This window comes from Shimazuella kribbensis DSM 45090 (assembly GCF_000428065.1).
GTDB lineage: Bacteria > Bacillota > Bacilli > Thermoactinomycetales > Thermoactinomycetaceae > Shimazuella > Shimazuella kribbensis.
In genome coordinates, this window is sequence record NZ_ATZF01000006.1 from 40,858 (window position 1) to 59,158 (window position 18,301).

Sequence of the window (18,301 nt, forward strand, 5' to 3'; positions counted from 1 at the left end):
CACATCCTCCTTTCATTTAAGTTTGTGTTACTATTTCTTTGAATCTTGTATTTCCTATTAAGTCATACACAAAGAATTTGTTATCTGTATTTTTAGCTGATCCATTTAACGATGGAGGAAAATCTTTACAGTCCCCATTGTCAGGAACATAAATCCATAGGTAGACTGTTCCACCTTTTTCGATCTTTTCTCCTGCTTTTGGTGACTGCTCTAATATTTGACCATGGGATAAATTTTGACCAGTTGTATTTTTGTTATAACAACGGCTATCACTGTAATCAATATTATATCCCAGATCACCGGAACTGTATTTCCCTAGTTTACTTTGATACATTCCGGTAAAATCCATTACCTTTAAAGATTCATCAGCTCCACCCAAACCAAGTGTAATTTTGGCTTTGTTGGTTGAACTGATTTCTTCACCAGCATTTGGGGTTTGTTCAATTACTTTTCCTTCTTTATCATCCGGGCTTTCTTTATAAGCAATGTCTGGTACGGTGAGAGAATTGGTTTGAAACCAATTGGTTGCTTGTTCTTTTGTATAATTAGAAAGATCAATCATATTTACTGTATTGGTACCTGGATTGTTGTCGTCATTCGTAGGTCCAGACATCAATTTCCAAACCAAACTGAAGCCATAAATCGCTATAAATACGATTATGCCAATGGTAACTAAGCTAAATAAAAGTTTTTGCCACCAAGGTAATTTTGCTTGCACATTATCAAGCCAGATTACTGTTCGTTGAAATACAGTCTTATCTTTGTCATTGGAAACATTACGAAATCGTTCCAGACCAGCCATCGTTTCTTGACCCACTTGTGTGGCATGATTGGTTTCTGATCTTTTTGGAGAACGAATTTCTTCCCGTTGAATAGGTGATTGATACGTATTTGTCTTATTATTGCTTCGTGGCTGAAAAACTTTATGCATTTCTGTTTCTTCATCGGCTGAAATCGGAATGGTTTGGAAGATATCACTAGTTTTCGCAGGTCTCTCCCAACGATTTTCACGGCGATTATCAAACTGCAAAGCATAATTGATATCTTGCATCATTGCCTTTACCGATGTATATCGCATCTCTGGATCTTTCTCCAAAGCTCGCATAACGATATTTACCATACTCTCCGGTACTTTATCATTTAATTCCCTTGGATCTATTACAGGCTCTTGTAGATGCTTTAATGCAATACTGATTGCAGAATCACCATCGAATGGCAGTTCCCCAGTCAACATTTCATATAACACTACTCCAAGCGAATAAATATCTGCTTTTGAACCAATCTGTCCACCACGAGCTTGTTCTGGAGAAAAATAATGAACAGAACCCATTACAGAACCAGTCTGAGTAATGGTGGAAGAACTCGCAGCCCTAGCAATACCAAAATCAGTAACTTTCGCTCGACCATTTGTTCCAATCAAAATATTATGCGGCTTAATATCTCGGTGCACAATTTGATTGTCATGCGCGTGTTGGAGACCATCACAGATTTGAGCAGCAATATCCCCTGCCTCTGCTGTTGTTAAAGTTCCACGCTCTAAAATCATTTGCTTTAATGTTGGGCCTTCTACTAATTCCATAACAATATAATGAATGTAACCATCTTGCCCTACATCATATACATTGACAATGTTCGGGTGAGATAAACTAGCAGCTGCTTGTGCTTCGCGATCAAACCTACGAACAAATTCTTGATCATTACTTAGGGATTCACTTAATACTTTTATCGCTACGTTCCGGTGAAGCAAGATATCTTTGGCTTTATATACAACAGCCATACCGCCTCCGCCGATTCTACTTATAATCTCGTAACGTCCCCCAAGTTTCTTCCCTTCCATCTGCATGGTCACCTCGCTCCTCCTTAAGTCCCACTTAAGATGGGCTAGACGCTCCTCTATGTTTCAACAAAATCAGAGAAACATTGTCTTTTCCACCAGCATGTAATGCCATCTGTAACAGACGATCTGCTTTTTGATCTATTGACTCTCCTGTTTGAGATAACACTTCACCTATTTCTCTCTCACTCACCATTGTGGTTAATCCATCCGAACATAAGAGTAAAATATCATCTTTTTCCCATGGAGTGGTGATCAAATCTACTTCCACTTCATCACTTGTACCTACTGCACGTACAATCATATTGCGCTGAGGATGATTTTTTGCCTCTTCTGCTGTTATTTGTCCATGTTTTTGAAGCATATTGACGTAGGAATGATCTTCTGTTAGTTGATACAAACCTCCATCATGTAACATATATGCTCGACTATCACCAACATGAGCCAAAACCACTTCTTTTAGGTCAATTACAGCACCAACTACTGTTGTTCCCATCCCTTGGTACTGGTTATTTCGCATCGCGAGAGAAAAGACTTGTTCATTTGCCTTACCCACTGCTTGTAATAAATGATTGCTCTTATCTTCAGTCGTATTTTGAAACTGAATTGGTGCTAAATAACGTTCCATGATCTTAATGGTCTGTTGGCTAGCAACGTCACCCGCTTGGTGGCCACCCATTCCGTCTGCGACTATGGCTACCACTCGTCTACAATTGGAACGGAACAGATGAATGCTATCTTCATTAAGATCACGAACAAGGCCAATGTGAGTCCGATGTGCTATCTCCATGCCGGCTTACCCCTTTCTCATTCTTTCATTATTTCTCTAGTAAACCTTGTTGCTTAGCTCGAAGTTGGCCACAGGCTGCATCAATATCATGACCCTGTTCACGTCTAATTGTCGTAGAAACATGATAAGACTCAAGAATACGTTGAAAAGCAAAAATTTGTTTTCTTGGTGTACGAACAAAATTTCGCTCTGGTACAAAGTTGACCGGAATAAGATTCACCAAACAGTTCATTCCAGACAAAAGTTTGCCTAATTCATGAGCTTGTTCGTCCTGATCATTTTTCTCTCCAATCAATGCATATTCAAACGTAAGCCTTCGACCTGTTTTTTGAAGGTAATACCAGCATGCCGTTAATAAATCTTTCAAAGGGTAACGGCGATTAATGGGCATAAGCCGTGAGCGTAAATCTTGATTTGGGGCGTGTAAGGATATGGCTAAGCGAACTTGCCAATCTTCATCCGCAAATCGATAAATGTTTGGAACTACTCCACTCGTGGAAACTGTGATATGACGTTGACCAATGTGCAATCCATTTTCTTCATTGATGATACGTACAAAAGCAATCGTTGCGTCATAATTTTCAAATGGTTCCCCTGATCCCATAATAACAACAGATTTCACGCGTTCTCCAGTTTGATCCAAGTGCTGTTGTGCTTTCACCACTTGGGCAACAATCTCCCCGGTTGTCAGGTTTCGTTTCAAACCTCCCAAGGTAGAAGCACAAAACGTACAACCAATCCGACAACCAACTTGTGTGGTTACACAAACACTTATTCCATATTGGTGACGCATTATAACGGTTTCAATCGCATTTTTATCATGTAAACCAAATAAAAATTTAACCGTTCCGTCTTGCGATGTTTGTGTTGTGATGGTTTCTAGAGTTTCGAAGTCAAAATATCTTGTTAGCTCTTCTCGAAGTGTTTTAGGTAAGTTCGTCATCTCTTCAAAAGAAGTAACACGTTTGGAATATAACCATTCCATTATTTGTTTTGATCGAAAGGCTGGATAGCCTTGACTCTTTATCCATTTCGTCCAATCTTCTGTTCCATAGTCATATACAAATGATTTCATATCTATCGCTCCAACAAACCGCAACTTTATCAAACGAAAAACATTTCCTATTATATCAAAGAAAAAAGCTAGATGGAAAGAGCTCGTTAATGGTTTCGAAAATTATTCGCACTTGATAGATCTTTTATTTCTTATCTACATAAAAACAAATATAGAAAAAAGACAAATCCTATGTTTTTCGTAATTTAGCAATAAAAAATCCATCACTATGAAAATGGTGCGGAAGAATTTGCACGGTACCATCAGTGATAATAGCTTTTTCTCGCACACTCTCAGGTAAGGAAGCCATAAATGCTGGATCAGGAAAATATTCTGGATGATGATCCAGAAATCGAGCAATTTGCTTATGATTTTCTTCCAATGTCCACGTACAAGTGCTATACATTAGTATACCACCAGACTTCACCTTAGATGCTACTGATTCTAACAGTTGTTGCTGAATCAACACAAGTTGCTCAATCTCTGACTCTGATTTTCTCCATTTGATATCTGGTTTTCTTGGGATAACGCCTAAACCAGAGCAAGGAGCATCCAATAAAACAGCATCGTACAATTTTGTGTCTTCTAATTTGCGAACATCTAATGCTTTAGTTTGAATAATGGAAATGCCGAGCCTTTTAGCATTCGATTCGATGAGTTTTATTTTGTGTTTATGAATATCTAGCGCCAAAATAGAACCTTGGTTATTCATTTTTTCCGCAAGATGTGTTGTTTTTCCTCCTGGTGCCGCACAAGCATCCAATATATGCATACCAGGACTGGGATCTAGTAAGGAAGATACTAACATCGAACTCTCATCTTGTATCGTAAAATCACCTTGACGATAACCAGCATGATTGGCAGCATTCCCAATCCCTGAAACAATAACGCCATCCTGACTAATAGCAGAGGCCTCAGCATGTAACCCTTCTCCTTGCCAGTGAGCGATGAATGTTTCTCTATCCGTTTGCAATGCATTGACACGAATACTTACTTTAGGAGGTTGATTACAAGCATCCATAATAAGATCAGCTGTATCTTTTCCATATGCTCCTGACAAATGAGATACCAACCACGGAGGGAAAGAATGCAGAAGTGATCGGTCTTTTATAGTGGACTTAGCTGTAAATGTTCCTAGTTCACTTTGTTTTCTTATAAAGGAACGCAACACACCATTTACGAATTTACTAACACCCATACTTCCTCGCCATTTGGCTATCTCAACTGCTTCGTGAACGATGGCACGTTCTGGTATTTTATCCAGATAAATAAATTGATATAAACTGAGTTGCAATAAGTGTCTTACCCACATATCCACTGTTTTTTTCTTTACCAATTCATCAATGATAAAATCCAACGTATTTAGTCGTTGAATCGTTCCATAAACGAGTTCCGTAACCAAACGTTTATCTCGATTTTCTAGATCGCTTTTTTGGAGTTGTTGATGCAAGAGGAGATTACTAAAAGCACTCGCTTTGTGCCATTTCTCCAATGTATCCAATGCCCATGCTCGGGCAGTCTTACTGATATGCATGTTTTAACCTTCTTACTTATGTATTTGCAAATATGATAACGTATCCATATGATGGATGACAAATAACACATCTACATGGGAGTCGAATAACACAAATGGACAACATTAGAAAGCAACTAAGGAATTTAAAATCTCTGCAAGGCCCTTTCCCTATTTTTGATGTAGACAAATTACCACCAGAACCTGAAATGTTGTTTCTCGAATGGTTGTATAAGGCAATAAATATGCAAGTAAGGGAAGCCCATGCCATGACATTATCAACTGTTGATTCAGAAGGTGTTCCTGATGCTCGTATCGTAATTTTAAAAAACGTTTCCAATAATAAATGGTTCTTTGCCACTAGCTCAGAGAGTCAAAAAGGCCAACAACTACAAACTAACCCAAAAGTCGCACTAACATTTTATTGGCCTCTCTTAGGAAGACAAATTCGTATACGTGGCAATGCTTTTGATATGGGGGATGAAGCCAGTTCTAAAGATTTTCTGGCAAGATCTGAAGATGCTCGTGCAATTGCCTTACTCGAAAAACAAAGCAAAGTTGTTACACCAGGAGTGGATATAAGTAAAGAATTTCATCATAAACAAAAACAAATCACTCAAAATCCTAACATAGTAACGCCCAATTGGAGACTGTATGGTGTAGAAGCCACTGAAGTAGAATTTTGGCAGGGAAAAGAAACGCGCAAACACGTTAGGATAAAGTATAGACTTACAGAAAATAGTTGGACACAAACTTTGTTGTGGCCATAAGAAATAAAAAACAAAGAATAGAATAGCTAAACGAAAACCAACCGACTATACAGGAAAGTCAGTTGGTTTTAATTTCGTATCGATTTCCATTTGTCCAAGCTACCTATTTTCTTTTCATTCATAAATTCGAGTAAAATCTCATAAGCCCTTTTTCGTGATACAAAAAATGGTACTGGAGTATCTATACATGTTCCTCCTTCAGAATGAGTCTTACAAAAAAATATCCCTTTCTGTAGATTCCTGCAATCATAGTAGGTGCTCTACAAAAAGGGAAAAAGGGCTAAAATATATCTTTTATATGTTGGTAGAGCATTTTATACTTCGCATATTTTTTGTTGTAGTGTTCCACCATGAAACGGTCAGGAGTATAGATATCAGAAGGAAAGACGGACAAAGCATGCTGCGCAAAATCAGAGAAGTTCTTAGTCCATCCTAATTTTTTTGCACCAAGTACAACTGCTCCCATCGCAGGAAAAAACTGCGATTCGGATGGAACCTTTACTTGTTTATTTAATACATCAGCCATAATTTGATTCCATACTTTACTCTTGCTGCCTCCACCAATAAGCGTTAAAGCTCCAGTATTCTCTTCCGTAATAGCTTCCATTGCCTGCCTCATTGCCATCGCAACCCCTTCCAATGCGGCACAACTCATATCAGATGAGGTTGTTTGGGGACGAATCCCAATCATACAACCAGAAGCAGCAGGATCTTGAATTGGAAATCTCTCTCCATTTAAATAAGGCAAAAACAAAAGAGAATTGTTCGCTCGATCACTCTGCCTTATGTGTTGTTCACATTCTTCATAACTCCTATCCTCTAAAAAAGCATGGTTTCCAAATGCAGATATGATCCATTTGTGTACATTGCCAGCATTCATCAATGGAGCTATGGCTAAAAACTGATCTTCCTGTACATAGGGAAGATGAAATAACCCTTTGGTTGATTGAGATATTGTCTCCACTGGTGTAGCAATCCAACCAGTAGTACCTAGATACCCATACATTTCTCCTGTCAGAAACACCCCAGCACCAATAGAAGCAGAACCTCCATCTCCAATTCCACATAAAACGGGAGTCCCTGCTAATAAACCGGTTTCCTTTGCTGCTTGATCTGTAATGGTACCGACAATTTCATCAGAAGAAAAAATAACAGGGAGTTTGGTTTCCTCGATCCCACATGCTGCAAACCAATCCGTTTGCCATTGCTTTGTTTGTGCATTCATCATTCCAGTAGTTGCAGCAGTAGTAGGATCGGTAACTGCCCTGCCTGTTAATTGGCGAATAACATAGTCTTTCGAACCAATGAGAAACGAATTAGTATGATGATAAACATCTGCCTGTTCTTCTTTGATCCATACTATTTTGGGAAAAGTTAGCGTACCATCCATTTGGTTACCTGTAACAGCTTGAATCGGAAATTGCGCTTCCAACTGAGCAGCTTGTTTTCCTGCTCTACTATCACCATAAAGTATTGCTGTTCTTAATGCTTTTCCTTTTTTATCTACTGGTATACAGTCTTGCATCTGACCACTAAAGGTAAGGAGCTGAATATCTTGCGGCAAGATCCCCTGTTCAAACCAATACGCTAAAATATCTATAACAGCCTGATACCACTGATCCGCATTTTGTTCCATCTGGTTGTCTGCATAGTCTGTCACGATCTCTTTATTTTTCTCAAGGTGTGGTCTAGCATCAACGGCAACCAAAATACCTTTTGCTTGTGTTGTTCCTATGTCAAAAGAAGCAATATAACACAATATACATCATCCTTTAATCTCATAGAGATCTGTCTGACTTTTCATTTCAGCTATAAGCTCATATAGTTTATTTTGTCTGTCATCTATACAACATTCTACTAATGCAGACCCTACCACTACTCCATCAAACCCGCTCTCGATTACTGTTCTAACATGTTCAGGTGTCTGAATGCCAAAACCAGCTACTGTCAAAGCAGAAGTTTGCCCTTTTATACGCTCATAAAAAGCAGGCAGATTTCCTAAAGTGGCCGAGGGAGAACCGGTTGCACCAGTATAGGTTTGTCCATAAAGGATGGAAGCATGACGAGCTATCTTGTTAATCTCTTGATCGGACATATTTGGTTGAATAAACTGTACAACATCTACCCCATAATCTTTTATTTCCAACGCCAGTTGTTCCCGCTCTTCCGGAGAGCAGTCAGGAACTAATAGAGCATCAATCAGTCGATTGGTTACTAACTGCTCATAAATGTCAGATTGAAATAAATCAGCTTGATAACTCATAGCCCAAATTGGTTTTTGGATACGCTGCCTCACTTGCTTCCAAAATGGGAGAAACCAATGATCGAGATTTTGATTCACTCTTGTATGGCCAGCTTGAATAATAGGACCATCTAAATACGGATTTTTACTTGGTATACCTAGCTCGAGTATATCTAAACCTGCTAATACAGCATTCTCGATTAGTTTCAATGATTTCTCGGGAGTGGTATCCCCGGCTATAAGATATCCAATTAACAACGCTTCTTGATGTTTTTTTATATATTCCCATGTTTGTCGATTGCGCTGATTATAAAAATTCACGAGGAATCACGTCCTGTTTTTTGCAAGATCACTGCTGCGATTACAATGCAACCTGTCACCACATCTTGCAAGAAGGAAGGAACTTCTAACATCGTTAAACCATTTGCTAAAATCCCAATAATCGCGGCTCCTACGAAAGTCCCCCATATATTTGGAACTCCTTCTTTAAAAGAGGTCATTCCTAAAAAAACTGCCGCATAGGCAGGTAAAAACAAGCCATCTCCACTAGTAGGCTGTGCAGAGCCTAATCTCGATGCCATCAAAATACCCGCAAGGGTAGCGAGCATCGCACATAAAGCAAATGCCATGTTTTTATTAATCGCTACGGATACTCCTGCATTTCTAGAAGCAGACTCATTTCCCCCAATCGCATATAACCTACGACCAAAAGGAGTGTGGGACATGATATACCAGAACACGAACGTAAGAAAAAGCATGATAAAAGAAAGGATGGGAATCGTAAACCACATTTCTTGTCCCAGATAACGGAAAGATTCTGGGATATTTTCAAAAATCGTAGCCCCATCCGTTAGCCAAAAGGTGATCCCTCCCAAAATCGTTCCCATCGCCAGTGTTGTAATAAAAGATAATACTCTAAACTTCGTAACTACCCATCCATTGATATACCCGATAACAAGTGACGAAACGAGCGGAATCAAAATACAAAGCCATATAGGTTGTCCTGATACTGCTAGTTTTGCAGCGATTACCCCACCTAAGCTTGCCATTGCTCCAATAGAAAGATCGAATTCTCCAACAGCCATTACAAGTGTTGCACCAAGTGCAATGATAACCAAGAACGAGATTTGTCTACTGATGTTAATCATGTTATCCACTGAAGCAAAGTCTGGACTAAGAATACTAAAACAAAGAATGATCAATACTCCTGCAAACAGTGTTCCATATACACGAAACAAATTTCGCAGGGAGACAGTATACTCTGGTAGTTTCCTATTCATTTTCGACATCACTCAGCTTTCTCTGGTTGTAACATACTTGCAAAATCTGCTCAGCAGTGACAGCCTCATTCTGAAATTCTGCTACAGTTGCCCCATCATGAACCACAAAAATTCGATCTGCGATCTCTAATACTTCCTGTACATCGGAAGATACAAAAAGAACACCACTATCTTGTGTGGTTTGCTCTCTTAATAGTTGATGAATTTCTTCCCTTGTCATGACATCGACCGCTTGAGTAGGTTCATCACATAGAAACAAGATTGGTTTGGAGAGCAACGCTTTAGCAAAAACTACTTTTTGTTGATTCCCTCCACTCAATTCTTTAATGGCTTGCTCTGAACTAGTTGCTTTTACTTGTAGTCTCTCCATCCAAGCATGGACCTCTGTCTGTTCTCGTTGTTTTCTCATATGAAAGAGCGATGAAAAACGCGATAGCGTAGATAGTGTCATATTTTCCCGAATAGACATATCCAGTACCAATCCATCGCCCCTTCGATCTTCTGGAATTAAGATTATCCCTTTTGAAAGGGAATGCTTCGGTGAAATAGATTCTACTCTTTCACCTTGAATTTCTACTTTACCTGACTTTCGTTTCCTTGTACCGTAAATGGTTTCCAGCAACTCTGTTCGTCCCGAACCTGCCAAACCAAATACTCCTACGATCTCCCCCTGTTTCACATCTAGAGAAATATGTTTCACTTTTTGATCCATGGAGGATATCCCTGTCAAACGTAAAACTTCTGGTTTCCCTGTTAGGGAAGATTTGTGTTCACGAACTTTTGTCGTTCCATCCTGGTTGGTCATGAGTTGTACCAATTTGTCTTTATTCATCTCATTAGTAGGAAAAGTTCCAGCAATTTTTCCATTTCGCATAACAGTAACACGGTGAGACAAACGTAAAATTTCATTCATTCGATGGGAAACGTAGAGAATGGAGGTTCCTTTGGCAACTAATTTATGGATAAGGGCATATAATAATTCTGATTCTTCATCATTTAATGCTGCTGTCGGTTCATCTAATATGAGCAATCGACAATCCATCATAGCAGCTCGCATGATCTCCAACATCGTTTTTTCAGACGGAGACATATCTTTTGCTAATTTGCTCAAGTTTAGTTGAATACCAAGCCTTTTTTTCACTTCCTCCGCTTCAACCCTCATTTGCTTCCAGTGAATACCGAGGGCCCATTTCTGTTTTGGATAAGACATCCCTAAAAACAAATTTTCATAACCAGTAAAACTACGGATTAATTGACGATCTTGGTGAACAACTTGGATACCTATCTTTCTAGCTGCTTTTGGTTCACGGATCTGTATGTCTTGCCCATTCCAAAAAATCTTTCCGCTATCCACTTGATAAATCCCGGTAAGGATCTTTATCAATGTCGATTTCCCTGCACCATTTTCCCCAATAAGTGCATGAATTTCCCCAGCTTGTACATCAAGTGAAATTTTCGACAGTGCATAGTGAAAACCAAAACGTTTATCTAGTTCTTTCACTTCTAACATGGCTTGCCCCCCCCTCTCTGTGTTGTATAGATGTGAAGGAGGATGCAGCAAAATGCCGCATCCTATTTATTTTCCTGCATTTTCTTTTGTAATGAGAGAAGCTGGTGCATATAACTCTGTTCCTTCTACTTTCTTACCTTGGAACACGAGATCGATTTGTTTGGTTACAATTTCAGCCATACCTGAGAAATTTTGTTTGACAGTAGCCACCAGAGGAGAACTTTGTTTGATCAATTCAACTGCTTGGCTATTTCCATCAATCCCAGTTACGATAATATCTTTACGACCAGCAGCTTGGATTGCTTGTGTAGCACCAATAGCGGGTTCATCCCACCCAGCCCATACTGCTGTAATCGAACCTTCTTCTTTGTTTGCAAGCAGTAGATTTTCCATCTGTTTACGAGAATTTTCGATTGGACCAGGTACATCCACTTGTTGCTCAATCACTTTTTTCACATTTGGATTTTGCTTGCGAAGCTCATCCAACTCTAACGATCTTTTGAGTACACCTGGGTGAGGGCGATACGTAAGCACAACCAGATTGATTGGTTTATTACCCAGTTGTTTGAAAAGATGTTCGGTGATCATCTTGGACATTGCTTTGTTATCACTTGTTGCATTCATTGCCATGCCATCAATATACCCTGAGTCACAGCCAAAAACGGGAATGTTTTTTTCTTTTGCTGCTTGGATTTGGGCTTTTACTTGGTTAGGATCCGTACTTACCAATACAATAGCGTCCACATTGGTAGCAATCACATCTTCCATTCTACTCACTAACTGCCCTACATCCCCTTTGGTATCTACCACATTTGCTTCCCAACCTTTTGCTTGGGATTGCTTCTTCAATAAATCTACCATTTGATTTGTGGTTACGGATGAGAGATAGGGTGTTAAAATAGCTATCTTTTTCGTGTCTTTTTTAGGCGACCCACATGCAGCTAAGCTCAATAGTAATGATAGCGCTATCACAATAGACAGAATTTTTTTCATCTTTTTGCCCCTCTACATAAAATGAATAACTAATATAAATCTTTGGTTTTGTTCACACTTTCTGAGATATTTTACAGTTAGGAACTTTATATTCTTTAGCATAAACGTTTAATATTTCGTTTGTAAATAATATTATTATAAATATCATAAAAAAATAAAATTCTCATAAATAGAAAAATAAGGAATGGAAAACAAAAAAACATCCCCTACTATTGGTTGGATGTTTTTTATCAGGAGTCACGGTACGCAAATACTTAGACATCTTTTAGACACAAACCAATCAACTACCTGTACGTTAAGCAGTTGGTTGATTTTTTCTATTCATGAGGGCTCTAATTCTTTCTTTTCCTAGAGGTCAAAGATCATCAAGAGAAATTCGCTGTTTTCGATTCCGTACAGAATCACCTATGAGGTTGATGTGTTCCCATCCAAACGGAGAGAGATGCTGTAAATACTCTTCTGGAATGTTTATTCCTTTCCCTCACAAGGCTTCTACTGTTTGAGCAATGTAACCTGTATTCATAAAATAATTGCAATGACCACCCATTTTGTATACCACTTACTCGATGGGATTGGTCTGGGTTAGGATCGATTTCGTATTTCTCCCAATTGTCGTGCAGAGAATCTCCCTCAAAATCATTCCATGATGTAGTTTCCTCTTTAACATATCACTCAGAGGCTACATTTTGTTCGATTATTTCTCAGCATTCTATTTTTTATTTTGATCCAATTTTATAAAAGGTTCCAATAAAAGAGAGTAAAATCTCTCAAGGATATCATCTTGTGAATACCCTTTCTCTTGCCGTTGATATAAATAAAAATCAGGACTTATAGCAGCTAAAAAAACATCCGTTGTATAGGATAAATCAGTAAGTTCTATCAATCCTTGTCTCTCGATCTCTTTAAGTAGACTATGGATGGTTTTATACATAAAAACATAAGGTTCTGAATGAAAATAAGTAGCCGATCTTCCTTTTAAACAATCATATGCTTGAATCACTTTTAACCATTTGGATAATTCCTCAACCATATTTACATATTCACGCAAAACTTTCTGCAACTGAGCGATAGGGGAACCATTTTCCATATCGTCTAAATAAGCGGATAGTTGTTCCTTAAAGTGCAAAAACCGCTTTTGAACTAAATCTGAACATAAATCACCTTTATCTTTATATCTCCGATATAAAGTCCCTTTTCCAACTCCCGCTGTTTGAGCAATCTCTTGCATGCTTACATTGTCAACTCCATGTTTCTGAAAAAGAACATGAGCTGTTTCTAAAATAAGCTTTCTATTTTCAATAGCATCCTGTCTTTCTTTTCTAACGGCCACACGCTACCCCTTCTTTGCAAAATAGTCGAATTTTTCATTGACAAATAATAATAATTCTGATAGTTTCTATTAAACGGACTCGAGTCCGTTTAATAGAAACAAATAACCTTCTTTTTGTTCTTATAATTTCTAGTATTGTACTCACTTCGATCTCATTAAGTCAATAACCAGAGAAGTTAACAAAAAGTCACCTGAGGAGGCATTACTTCGTTGAATACAACTCAATTAAAACAAGAGTTAACAATGAAACAACTCATTCTACCATTGACTACACTTGTCATCGGATTATTTATGGTTATTCTGGACAGCACAGTAATGAATGTTGCACTTCATGATCTGGTTAAAGATTTCAAAAGTGATCTTTCTACCATACAATGGACAGTGACCAGCTATGTTTTAGCTGGCGCAACGGTCATTCCTCTATCGGGCTGGCTTTCTGATCAATTTGGAGCCAAGCGAATTTTTCTTATCTCCATTTCACTATTCACCATCGGATCATTACTCTGTGCACTAGCACTCAATGTTGAACAACTCATTGTCTTTCGCATCATTCAAGGGCTAGGCGGGGGCATGGTTATGCCTATTGCGCTCGCTATTATTTATCGCATAAGTCCTGCAAAAAAAGTGGGTACCATTATGAGTACAATGGGAATCCCAGTACTTTTGGCTCCAGCACTTGGTCCCGTTCTATCTGGTTGGCTGGTCGAATATGTAACTTGGCAATGGATATTTCTTATTAATATACCTGTTGGTTTTATTGCAATTCTAATGGGGTTTCGTAATTTGCCAGTTATTCCGTCCGAAACCGTTGCAAAACTTGATGTTTGGGGTTTATTACTTGCTCCACTCTCATTTGCAACTCTCTTATATGGGATAAGTAAAGGTACAAACAGTTGGACTACACCAAAAACACTTATAGGCCTTCTAATCGGAGTCATCTCTCTCATTCTATTTGTATTTGTTGAACTAAAACATAAAAACCCCATCTTAGAACTTCGCGTTTTTCGATCATCGCGTTTCACCAGAGGGATCATTGTACAATGGATTAACCAAATTGTTATCTTTGGTACTCTTTTTTTAGTTCCTTTGTTTTTTCAACAGGTTAAAGGATACTCCGCATTTGAAACGGGTCTTATGATGTTACCATATGCTCTATCTGTTGCTATATTTATGCCGATAGGAGGAAGGCTTTTCGATAAAATCGGAGTTCAACCTCTCGCTATCACAGGTATGGGATTTGTTGCAATTGCTACTTTTCTACTTTCAACTATATCTCTGAACAATAGCTATTGGCAGATGATGGTCCCCTTGTCCTTCTTAGGTATAGCTATGGGTCTTTCTTCTATGTCCATCAGCACCTATTTAGTTCAGATCTCACCACAAAACACCGTCAGTCGTGTTACAGCTTTAACTAGTGCTGCACAGCAAGTGATGAGTTCATTGGCGATCGCTGGTTTAACTACGTTTTTAACGACTCGAATGAAAAGTGAAACAAGCCAATCTCTTCACTCGTTATCTGCTTCATTTAGTGAAACTTTCTTGATACCAATGGGAATTGCTATCATTGGACTCTTTTTGGCGATCAGTTTGTATCCAACAGCAAAGCCAAAACGCTTAAAAGACAATCACACACAAACACAGTAAATATTAATAGAAAGAGGGATTTTTTGTGACAAAGGCGCTTTACTTTAGTACCCCATTAGAAAATCGAATCAACCCTACAATCGGTTTAGTGACAGAATTAGTGAAACAAGGGCATCAAATTGTTTATTTCACTGGCAAATCTTTTCGAAAACAGATTGAACATACCGGGGCTGAATTTCGCCCAATACCCAAAGAGACTGAGGATTTACTACAAAGTATCATCGCTGATCCTTCTTTCCAAGAACTTCAGAAGACAGGTTTTACGGAAGACATCCTAGATAAAATAATGACGATGTTTCAATTGCAAGAATCGATTACTGATTTTATTTTAAAAGACATCAAGGATGAACAATATGATTATGTTTTACACGATGCACAAGGTCTACCTGGAAAACTTATTGCAAATACGTTAAATTTACCAACTATTTCTACTTGGACTACATTTGCACCATCAGATAAAGCCCCGATTCAAAATAACAATCAAAAGAAAACTTCTATTTTTGCTTTATTGAAAGAAACTGCTCCCATTCGAAAACATTTAGAACAAAAATACAAGGTAAATCTACATGAAAATTTGATGTTATGTTATGGAGATATGAATATCTGCTTTACCTCCAAAACCTTTCAAAAAAACGCTGAAAAATTAGCTGATCAATTCGTTTTTGTAGGTCCATCTATTGCAGATCGTTTTGATGAAACTGAGTTTCCCTTTGATCAGATTCGTGATCAACGTGTTGTTTTGATGTCAATGGGTTCTATTCTGCAAAATCAACCAGAACTTTATCAAATTGCTTTTGAAGCACTAAAAGATATAGAAGCGAAAGTGGTTGTAAGCATTGGAAAAAATCTATCTTTCAATCAATTAAAAAAAGCACCTAAAAACTTTATTATCCAAGATTATGTGCCTCAACTAGAAATTTTACAATATGCAGACGTTTTTATTACACACAGCGGATTAAACAGTGTAAGCGAAAGTTTATACTTTGAAGTTCCACTCGTCATGATTCCCATTCGTGCAGATCAACCAGCAGTTGCCAAACGGATAGAAGAACTAGGAGCAGGTATTCGACTAGATGTGAATAAGATTTCACCACAGCAACTCAAAGAAGCGGTTTTAGATGTACTTTATAATCCAATCTACAAAGAAAATGGGAAGATAATTAGCCAATCTTTTAAAACAGCAGGTGGATATGTGAAAGCAGCAGAAAGCATCATCCAATTTGTAAATAGAAAGCAAAAAGATTAATTTTTTTGCATCTCCAATCAAGCATGCGTTATATCATTAGATTATTAATTTTAATACTATTCTTTATTGTTTATAAAGTAATCCAAAAGAAACAACCAACTGCTTAACGTACAAGTAGTTGGTTGTTTTGTGTCTAAAGTAGTATGTCTAAACGTACAATTTTCTTATTGGGTACTGTGTCCCCTATCAGTATATGAATTGGAACCATTTGAGATCAAATAAAGAAAGCTGATTAACTATTGCAGCATCTCCACTGTAGTTCCGGTTTATTGATGTTCCTCTTTATATTCCTGTTTCAGAATAGACATGGAAACAAGTGAGATATATTGATCTCCCTCTTTGCGGCACTCTCTAGCAATACCTTCTATTGAAAAGCCTTCTTGATCATATAATTTCTGGGCTCGTTTATTAAATTCTTTCACATCTAAGTACAATCGATGTGCTTGTAACTCGTTAAAACACCAAGCTTTCAAAAGTCGCAATGCTTCTTTTCCAAAGCCTTTTCTCTTTTCATCAACAACAATCCGTTTTAAATAATAAGACCCATGTGGATTATGGAGATCAGTCATAATCATATATCCGACTGCTTTCCCTGTAGACACACTCTGTATGATCAAATGCTCCATATCTATACTTTCCATCGTGTGAATGTGTTGATCCCTTGTCCAAGAATCGATGAATGGAGTGTTTTCGTTTTCTACACGAAGAACAAACGCTAAGTCATTACGCTGGGTTTTCTTTAAAATTAATTGATCAGATTGAATAATCGGATTCATTTGCATTCACCTCTATATCGTTTCTATCAACCATCAAAATATCGCCTAAGTACAAGATAGGATCGCATGATTTGTTTTATCTTCAGATATATAAATTTATTGGTTTTTCTGGGTACATGAACACAAAAATATATACATGATACATACGACTATAGTCGTTCTAATCCTTTTCTGAACTCGTTGATTATAAAAAGGAATAGACATGATGGGACTCCTTTATAGGGAACTACCTTTCTTTAAATCTAAAATTACTATACTCATTTCTCTCAAAAGAGATGGTATAATCGAAATGTTTGTACCTATTCCATACTCCAGAAGAAGCGGATCATGAAATACATTCCTGTCAGCGTACGTCTTAGCTGTCCCGCTCTCGTCTCCCTCCAAGATGAGGAAGGTAAGTACGCTCTCTTGATCAACCGTGCATGTCTGCAAAAAGGGGAGCGAGTCTTTACACCGATCGGGGGTGGACTTCAAGTATTTCCTGAAGGTTTGCAATTCCTCGAGCGCTTGGGGGCTCATGGTTTCAGGAAGAAGCATCCATTTGATATGGTCTTCTACCTTCCTGAGCAAAACCTTCAGGATGTGATTGATTGGTTTAACCAACGAACACAGCGTGAATGCACTCCGATTGCGGAGATCTACCAAGAACTCACAATGGAAGAAGAAACGAAGCTTCTGCAACAAGAAGATCTCGAAAAATCGAAGGTGAAGTTCCTTGGGTCTAGCTTCCAAGTAGAGCTTCCAACCATTCGAATGGCGGAAATTCATCACGTTACTTTTCCACAAGCAACAATGGAAAAGCTGAGGCGGGCGAGTGAAGCTCCTGATCCAGTAATTCGCTTCTTCTCGGAAGCAGAGATTCTGGCTGGTGAGAGCAATGGGGAAACAATCGGTTCTGTTTCCAAGTTGATCCTCCCTCGCTTCATTCACGATTCTCTCTAACTCTAAGAAGGTAGGTACCGAGAAGCTCCCCCAGTAACTAGCACATGCTCGTTGCTGGGGGAGTGCTGCTTCTTACTTTTCTCATCCTTCACTGAAGCGAAAGTTGTTGGTACTTTTGATCACTTATTCCCCTTTTAAAATTAAAAAACCGAACAACTACTAACTGCATCCCGTCGCTATAATCAAACGAATCCAATAATTCTTCATGCTTTGAGATACATAAAACCTGTATTCATTTAAAAAAGCTCCTGATCAGGAGCTTTATAGTTATTTTTCCTCGTATAACGGGCGACGGATTTTCCGTTTCACTGGGAAGGAAAGCAAATCCGTCACTACGCTACCTGCTGAAGGTATCGCTAGTTGTCCGATGTATTTGT

General features: G+C 38.3%; 15 protein-coding genes. 4 read left to right on the forward strand and 11 right to left on the reverse strand.

Translation table 11 applies throughout. The features are described from left to right. Positions 1 to 16: 16 nt before the first annotated feature. The 4 genes from pknB to rsmB form a co-directional block, all read right to left on the reverse strand. Positions 17 to 1,843, reverse strand: a complete 1,827-nt coding sequence (gene pknB, locus A3GQ_RS25670; protein ID WP_425423373.1) for a Stk1 family PASTA domain-containing Ser/Thr kinase — start codon at positions 1,841 to 1,843, stop codon at positions 17 to 19. A gap of 28 nt (positions 1,844 to 1,871) precedes the next feature. Then, the gene (locus A3GQ_RS0110490; protein ID WP_028777009.1) at positions 1,872 to 2,624 is read right to left on the reverse strand and encodes a Stp1/IreP family PP2C-type Ser/Thr phosphatase; all 753 of its coding nucleotides are present in this window, start codon (positions 2,622 to 2,624) and stop codon (positions 1,872 to 1,874) included. Positions 2,625 to 2,652: 28 nt separating this feature from the next. After that, complete coding sequence (gene rlmN / locus A3GQ_RS0110495; protein ID WP_028777010.1) at positions 2,653 to 3,699, reverse strand: dual-specificity RNA methyltransferase RlmN; 1,047 nt, start codon at positions 3,697 to 3,699, stop codon at positions 2,653 to 2,655. Positions 3,700 to 3,868: 169 nt separating this feature from the next. Continuing rightward, the gene (gene rsmB / locus A3GQ_RS0110500; RefSeq protein WP_028777011.1) at positions 3,869 to 5,212 is read right to left on the reverse strand and encodes a 16S rRNA (cytosine(967)-C(5))-methyltransferase RsmB; all 1,344 of its coding nucleotides are present in this window, start codon (positions 5,210 to 5,212) and stop codon (positions 3,869 to 3,871) included. A 95-nt stretch (positions 5,213 to 5,307) separates the two neighbouring features. On the opposite strand from rsmB, the gene A3GQ_RS0110505 reads away from it, so the two are divergent. Then, entirely contained in the window at positions 5,308 to 5,961 is a 654-nt protein-coding gene (locus tag A3GQ_RS0110505) for a pyridoxine/pyridoxamine 5'-phosphate oxidase (RefSeq protein ID WP_028777012.1), read from the forward strand. A 280-nt stretch (positions 5,962 to 6,241) separates the two neighbouring features. Here the strand turns inward: A3GQ_RS0110505 and A3GQ_RS0110510 are convergent, their stop codons facing one another. From A3GQ_RS0110510 to A3GQ_RS0110535, 6 genes are all read right to left on the reverse strand, one after another. Continuing rightward, the gene (locus A3GQ_RS0110510; RefSeq protein ID WP_028777013.1) at positions 6,242 to 7,720 is read right to left on the reverse strand and encodes a xylulokinase; all 1,479 of its coding nucleotides are present in this window, start codon (positions 7,718 to 7,720) and stop codon (positions 6,242 to 6,244) included. A gap of 6 nt (positions 7,721 to 7,726) precedes the next feature. Continuing rightward, positions 7,727 to 8,524: a tryptophan synthase subunit alpha gene (trpA, locus tag A3GQ_RS0110515; RefSeq protein WP_028777014.1), complete on the reverse strand. Its 798-nt coding sequence runs from the start codon at positions 8,522 to 8,524 to the stop codon at positions 7,727 to 7,729. Beyond that, positions 8,521 to 9,483 (reverse strand): ABC transporter permease, encoded by a 963-nt coding sequence (locus A3GQ_RS0110520; protein WP_156877656.1) that lies wholly within the window; start codon positions 9,481 to 9,483, stop codon positions 8,521 to 8,523. Before A3GQ_RS0110520 ends, trpA begins: the two co-directional genes overlap by 4 nt. After that, positions 9,476 to 10,993, reverse strand: a complete 1,518-nt coding sequence (locus A3GQ_RS0110525) for a sugar ABC transporter ATP-binding protein (protein WP_028777016.1) — start codon at positions 10,991 to 10,993, stop codon at positions 9,476 to 9,478. Before A3GQ_RS0110525 ends, A3GQ_RS0110520 begins: the two co-directional genes overlap by 8 nt. Positions 10,994 to 11,059: 66 nt before the next feature. Beyond that, a complete protein-coding gene (locus A3GQ_RS0110530) occupies positions 11,060 to 11,986 on the reverse strand; it encodes a substrate-binding domain-containing protein (RefSeq protein WP_028777017.1) in 927 nt (308 codons plus the stop codon). 709 nt (positions 11,987 to 12,695) lie between these two features. Next, complete coding sequence (locus tag A3GQ_RS0110535; protein ID WP_028777018.1) at positions 12,696 to 13,316, reverse strand: TetR/AcrR family transcriptional regulator; 621 nt, start codon at positions 13,314 to 13,316, stop codon at positions 12,696 to 12,698. 210 nt (positions 13,317 to 13,526) lie between these two features. Between A3GQ_RS0110535 and A3GQ_RS0110540 the strand changes: the two genes are divergently transcribed. Continuing rightward, positions 13,527 to 14,960: an MDR family MFS transporter gene (locus tag A3GQ_RS0110540; protein WP_028777019.1), complete on the forward strand. Its 1,434-nt coding sequence runs from the start codon at positions 13,527 to 13,529 to the stop codon at positions 14,958 to 14,960. Between the two features lie 25 nt (positions 14,961 to 14,985). Beyond that, positions 14,986 to 16,206: a macrolide family glycosyltransferase gene (locus A3GQ_RS0110545; protein WP_028777020.1), complete on the forward strand. Its 1,221-nt coding sequence runs from the start codon at positions 14,986 to 14,988 to the stop codon at positions 16,204 to 16,206. 266 nt (positions 16,207 to 16,472) lie between these two features. On the opposite strand, the gene A3GQ_RS0110550 is transcribed toward A3GQ_RS0110545, so the two are convergent. After that, on the reverse strand, positions 16,473 to 16,982 hold the full coding sequence (locus tag A3GQ_RS0110550; RefSeq protein ID WP_051271590.1) for a GNAT family N-acetyltransferase: 510 nt from the start codon (positions 16,980 to 16,982) through the stop codon (positions 16,473 to 16,475). 327 nt (positions 16,983 to 17,309) lie between these two features. Between A3GQ_RS0110550 and A3GQ_RS0110555 the strand changes: the two genes are divergently transcribed. Then, positions 17,310 to 17,924: an SMODS-associated NUDIX domain-containing protein gene (locus tag A3GQ_RS0110555; protein ID WP_028777022.1), complete on the forward strand. Its 615-nt coding sequence runs from the start codon at positions 17,310 to 17,312 to the stop codon at positions 17,922 to 17,924. The last annotated feature ends 377 nt before the right edge of the window (positions 17,925 to 18,301 follow it).

What these genes read in the sequence shown, in the direction of transcription:
- pknB (WP_425423373.1), bottom strand. Translation starts at nt 1,843, where the DNA reads ATGCAGATGGAAGGGAAGAAACTTGGGGGACGTTACGAGATTATAAGT.
- A3GQ_RS0110490 (WP_028777009.1), bottom strand. Translation starts at nt 2,624, where the DNA reads ATGGAGATAGCACATCGGACTCACATTGGCCTTGTTCGTGATCTTAAT.
- rlmN (WP_028777010.1), bottom strand. Translation starts at nt 3,699, where the DNA reads ATGAAATCATTTGTATATGACTATGGAACAGAAGATTGGACGAAATGG.
- rsmB (WP_028777011.1), bottom strand. Translation starts at nt 5,212, where the DNA reads ATGCATATCAGTAAGACTGCCCGAGCATGGGCATTGGATACATTGGAG.
- A3GQ_RS0110505 (WP_028777012.1), top strand. Translation starts at nt 5,308, where the DNA reads ATGGACAACATTAGAAAGCAACTAAGGAATTTAAAATCTCTGCAAGGC.
- A3GQ_RS0110520 (WP_156877656.1), bottom strand. Translation starts at nt 9,483, where the DNA reads ATGAATAGGAAACTACCAGAGTATACTGTCTCCCTGCGAAATTTGTTT.
- A3GQ_RS0110525 (WP_028777016.1), bottom strand. Translation starts at nt 10,993, where the DNA reads ATGTTAGAAGTGAAAGAACTAGATAAACGTTTTGGTTTTCACTATGCA.
- A3GQ_RS0110530 (WP_028777017.1), bottom strand. Translation starts at nt 11,986, where the DNA reads ATGAAAAAAATTCTGTCTATTGTGATAGCGCTATCATTACTATTGAGC.
- A3GQ_RS0110550 (WP_051271590.1), bottom strand. Translation starts at nt 16,982, where the DNA reads ATGAATCCGATTATTCAATCTGATCAATTAATTTTAAAGAAAACCCAG.
- A3GQ_RS0110555 (WP_028777022.1), top strand. Translation starts at nt 17,310, where the DNA reads ATGAAATACATTCCTGTCAGCGTACGTCTTAGCTGTCCCGCTCTCGTC.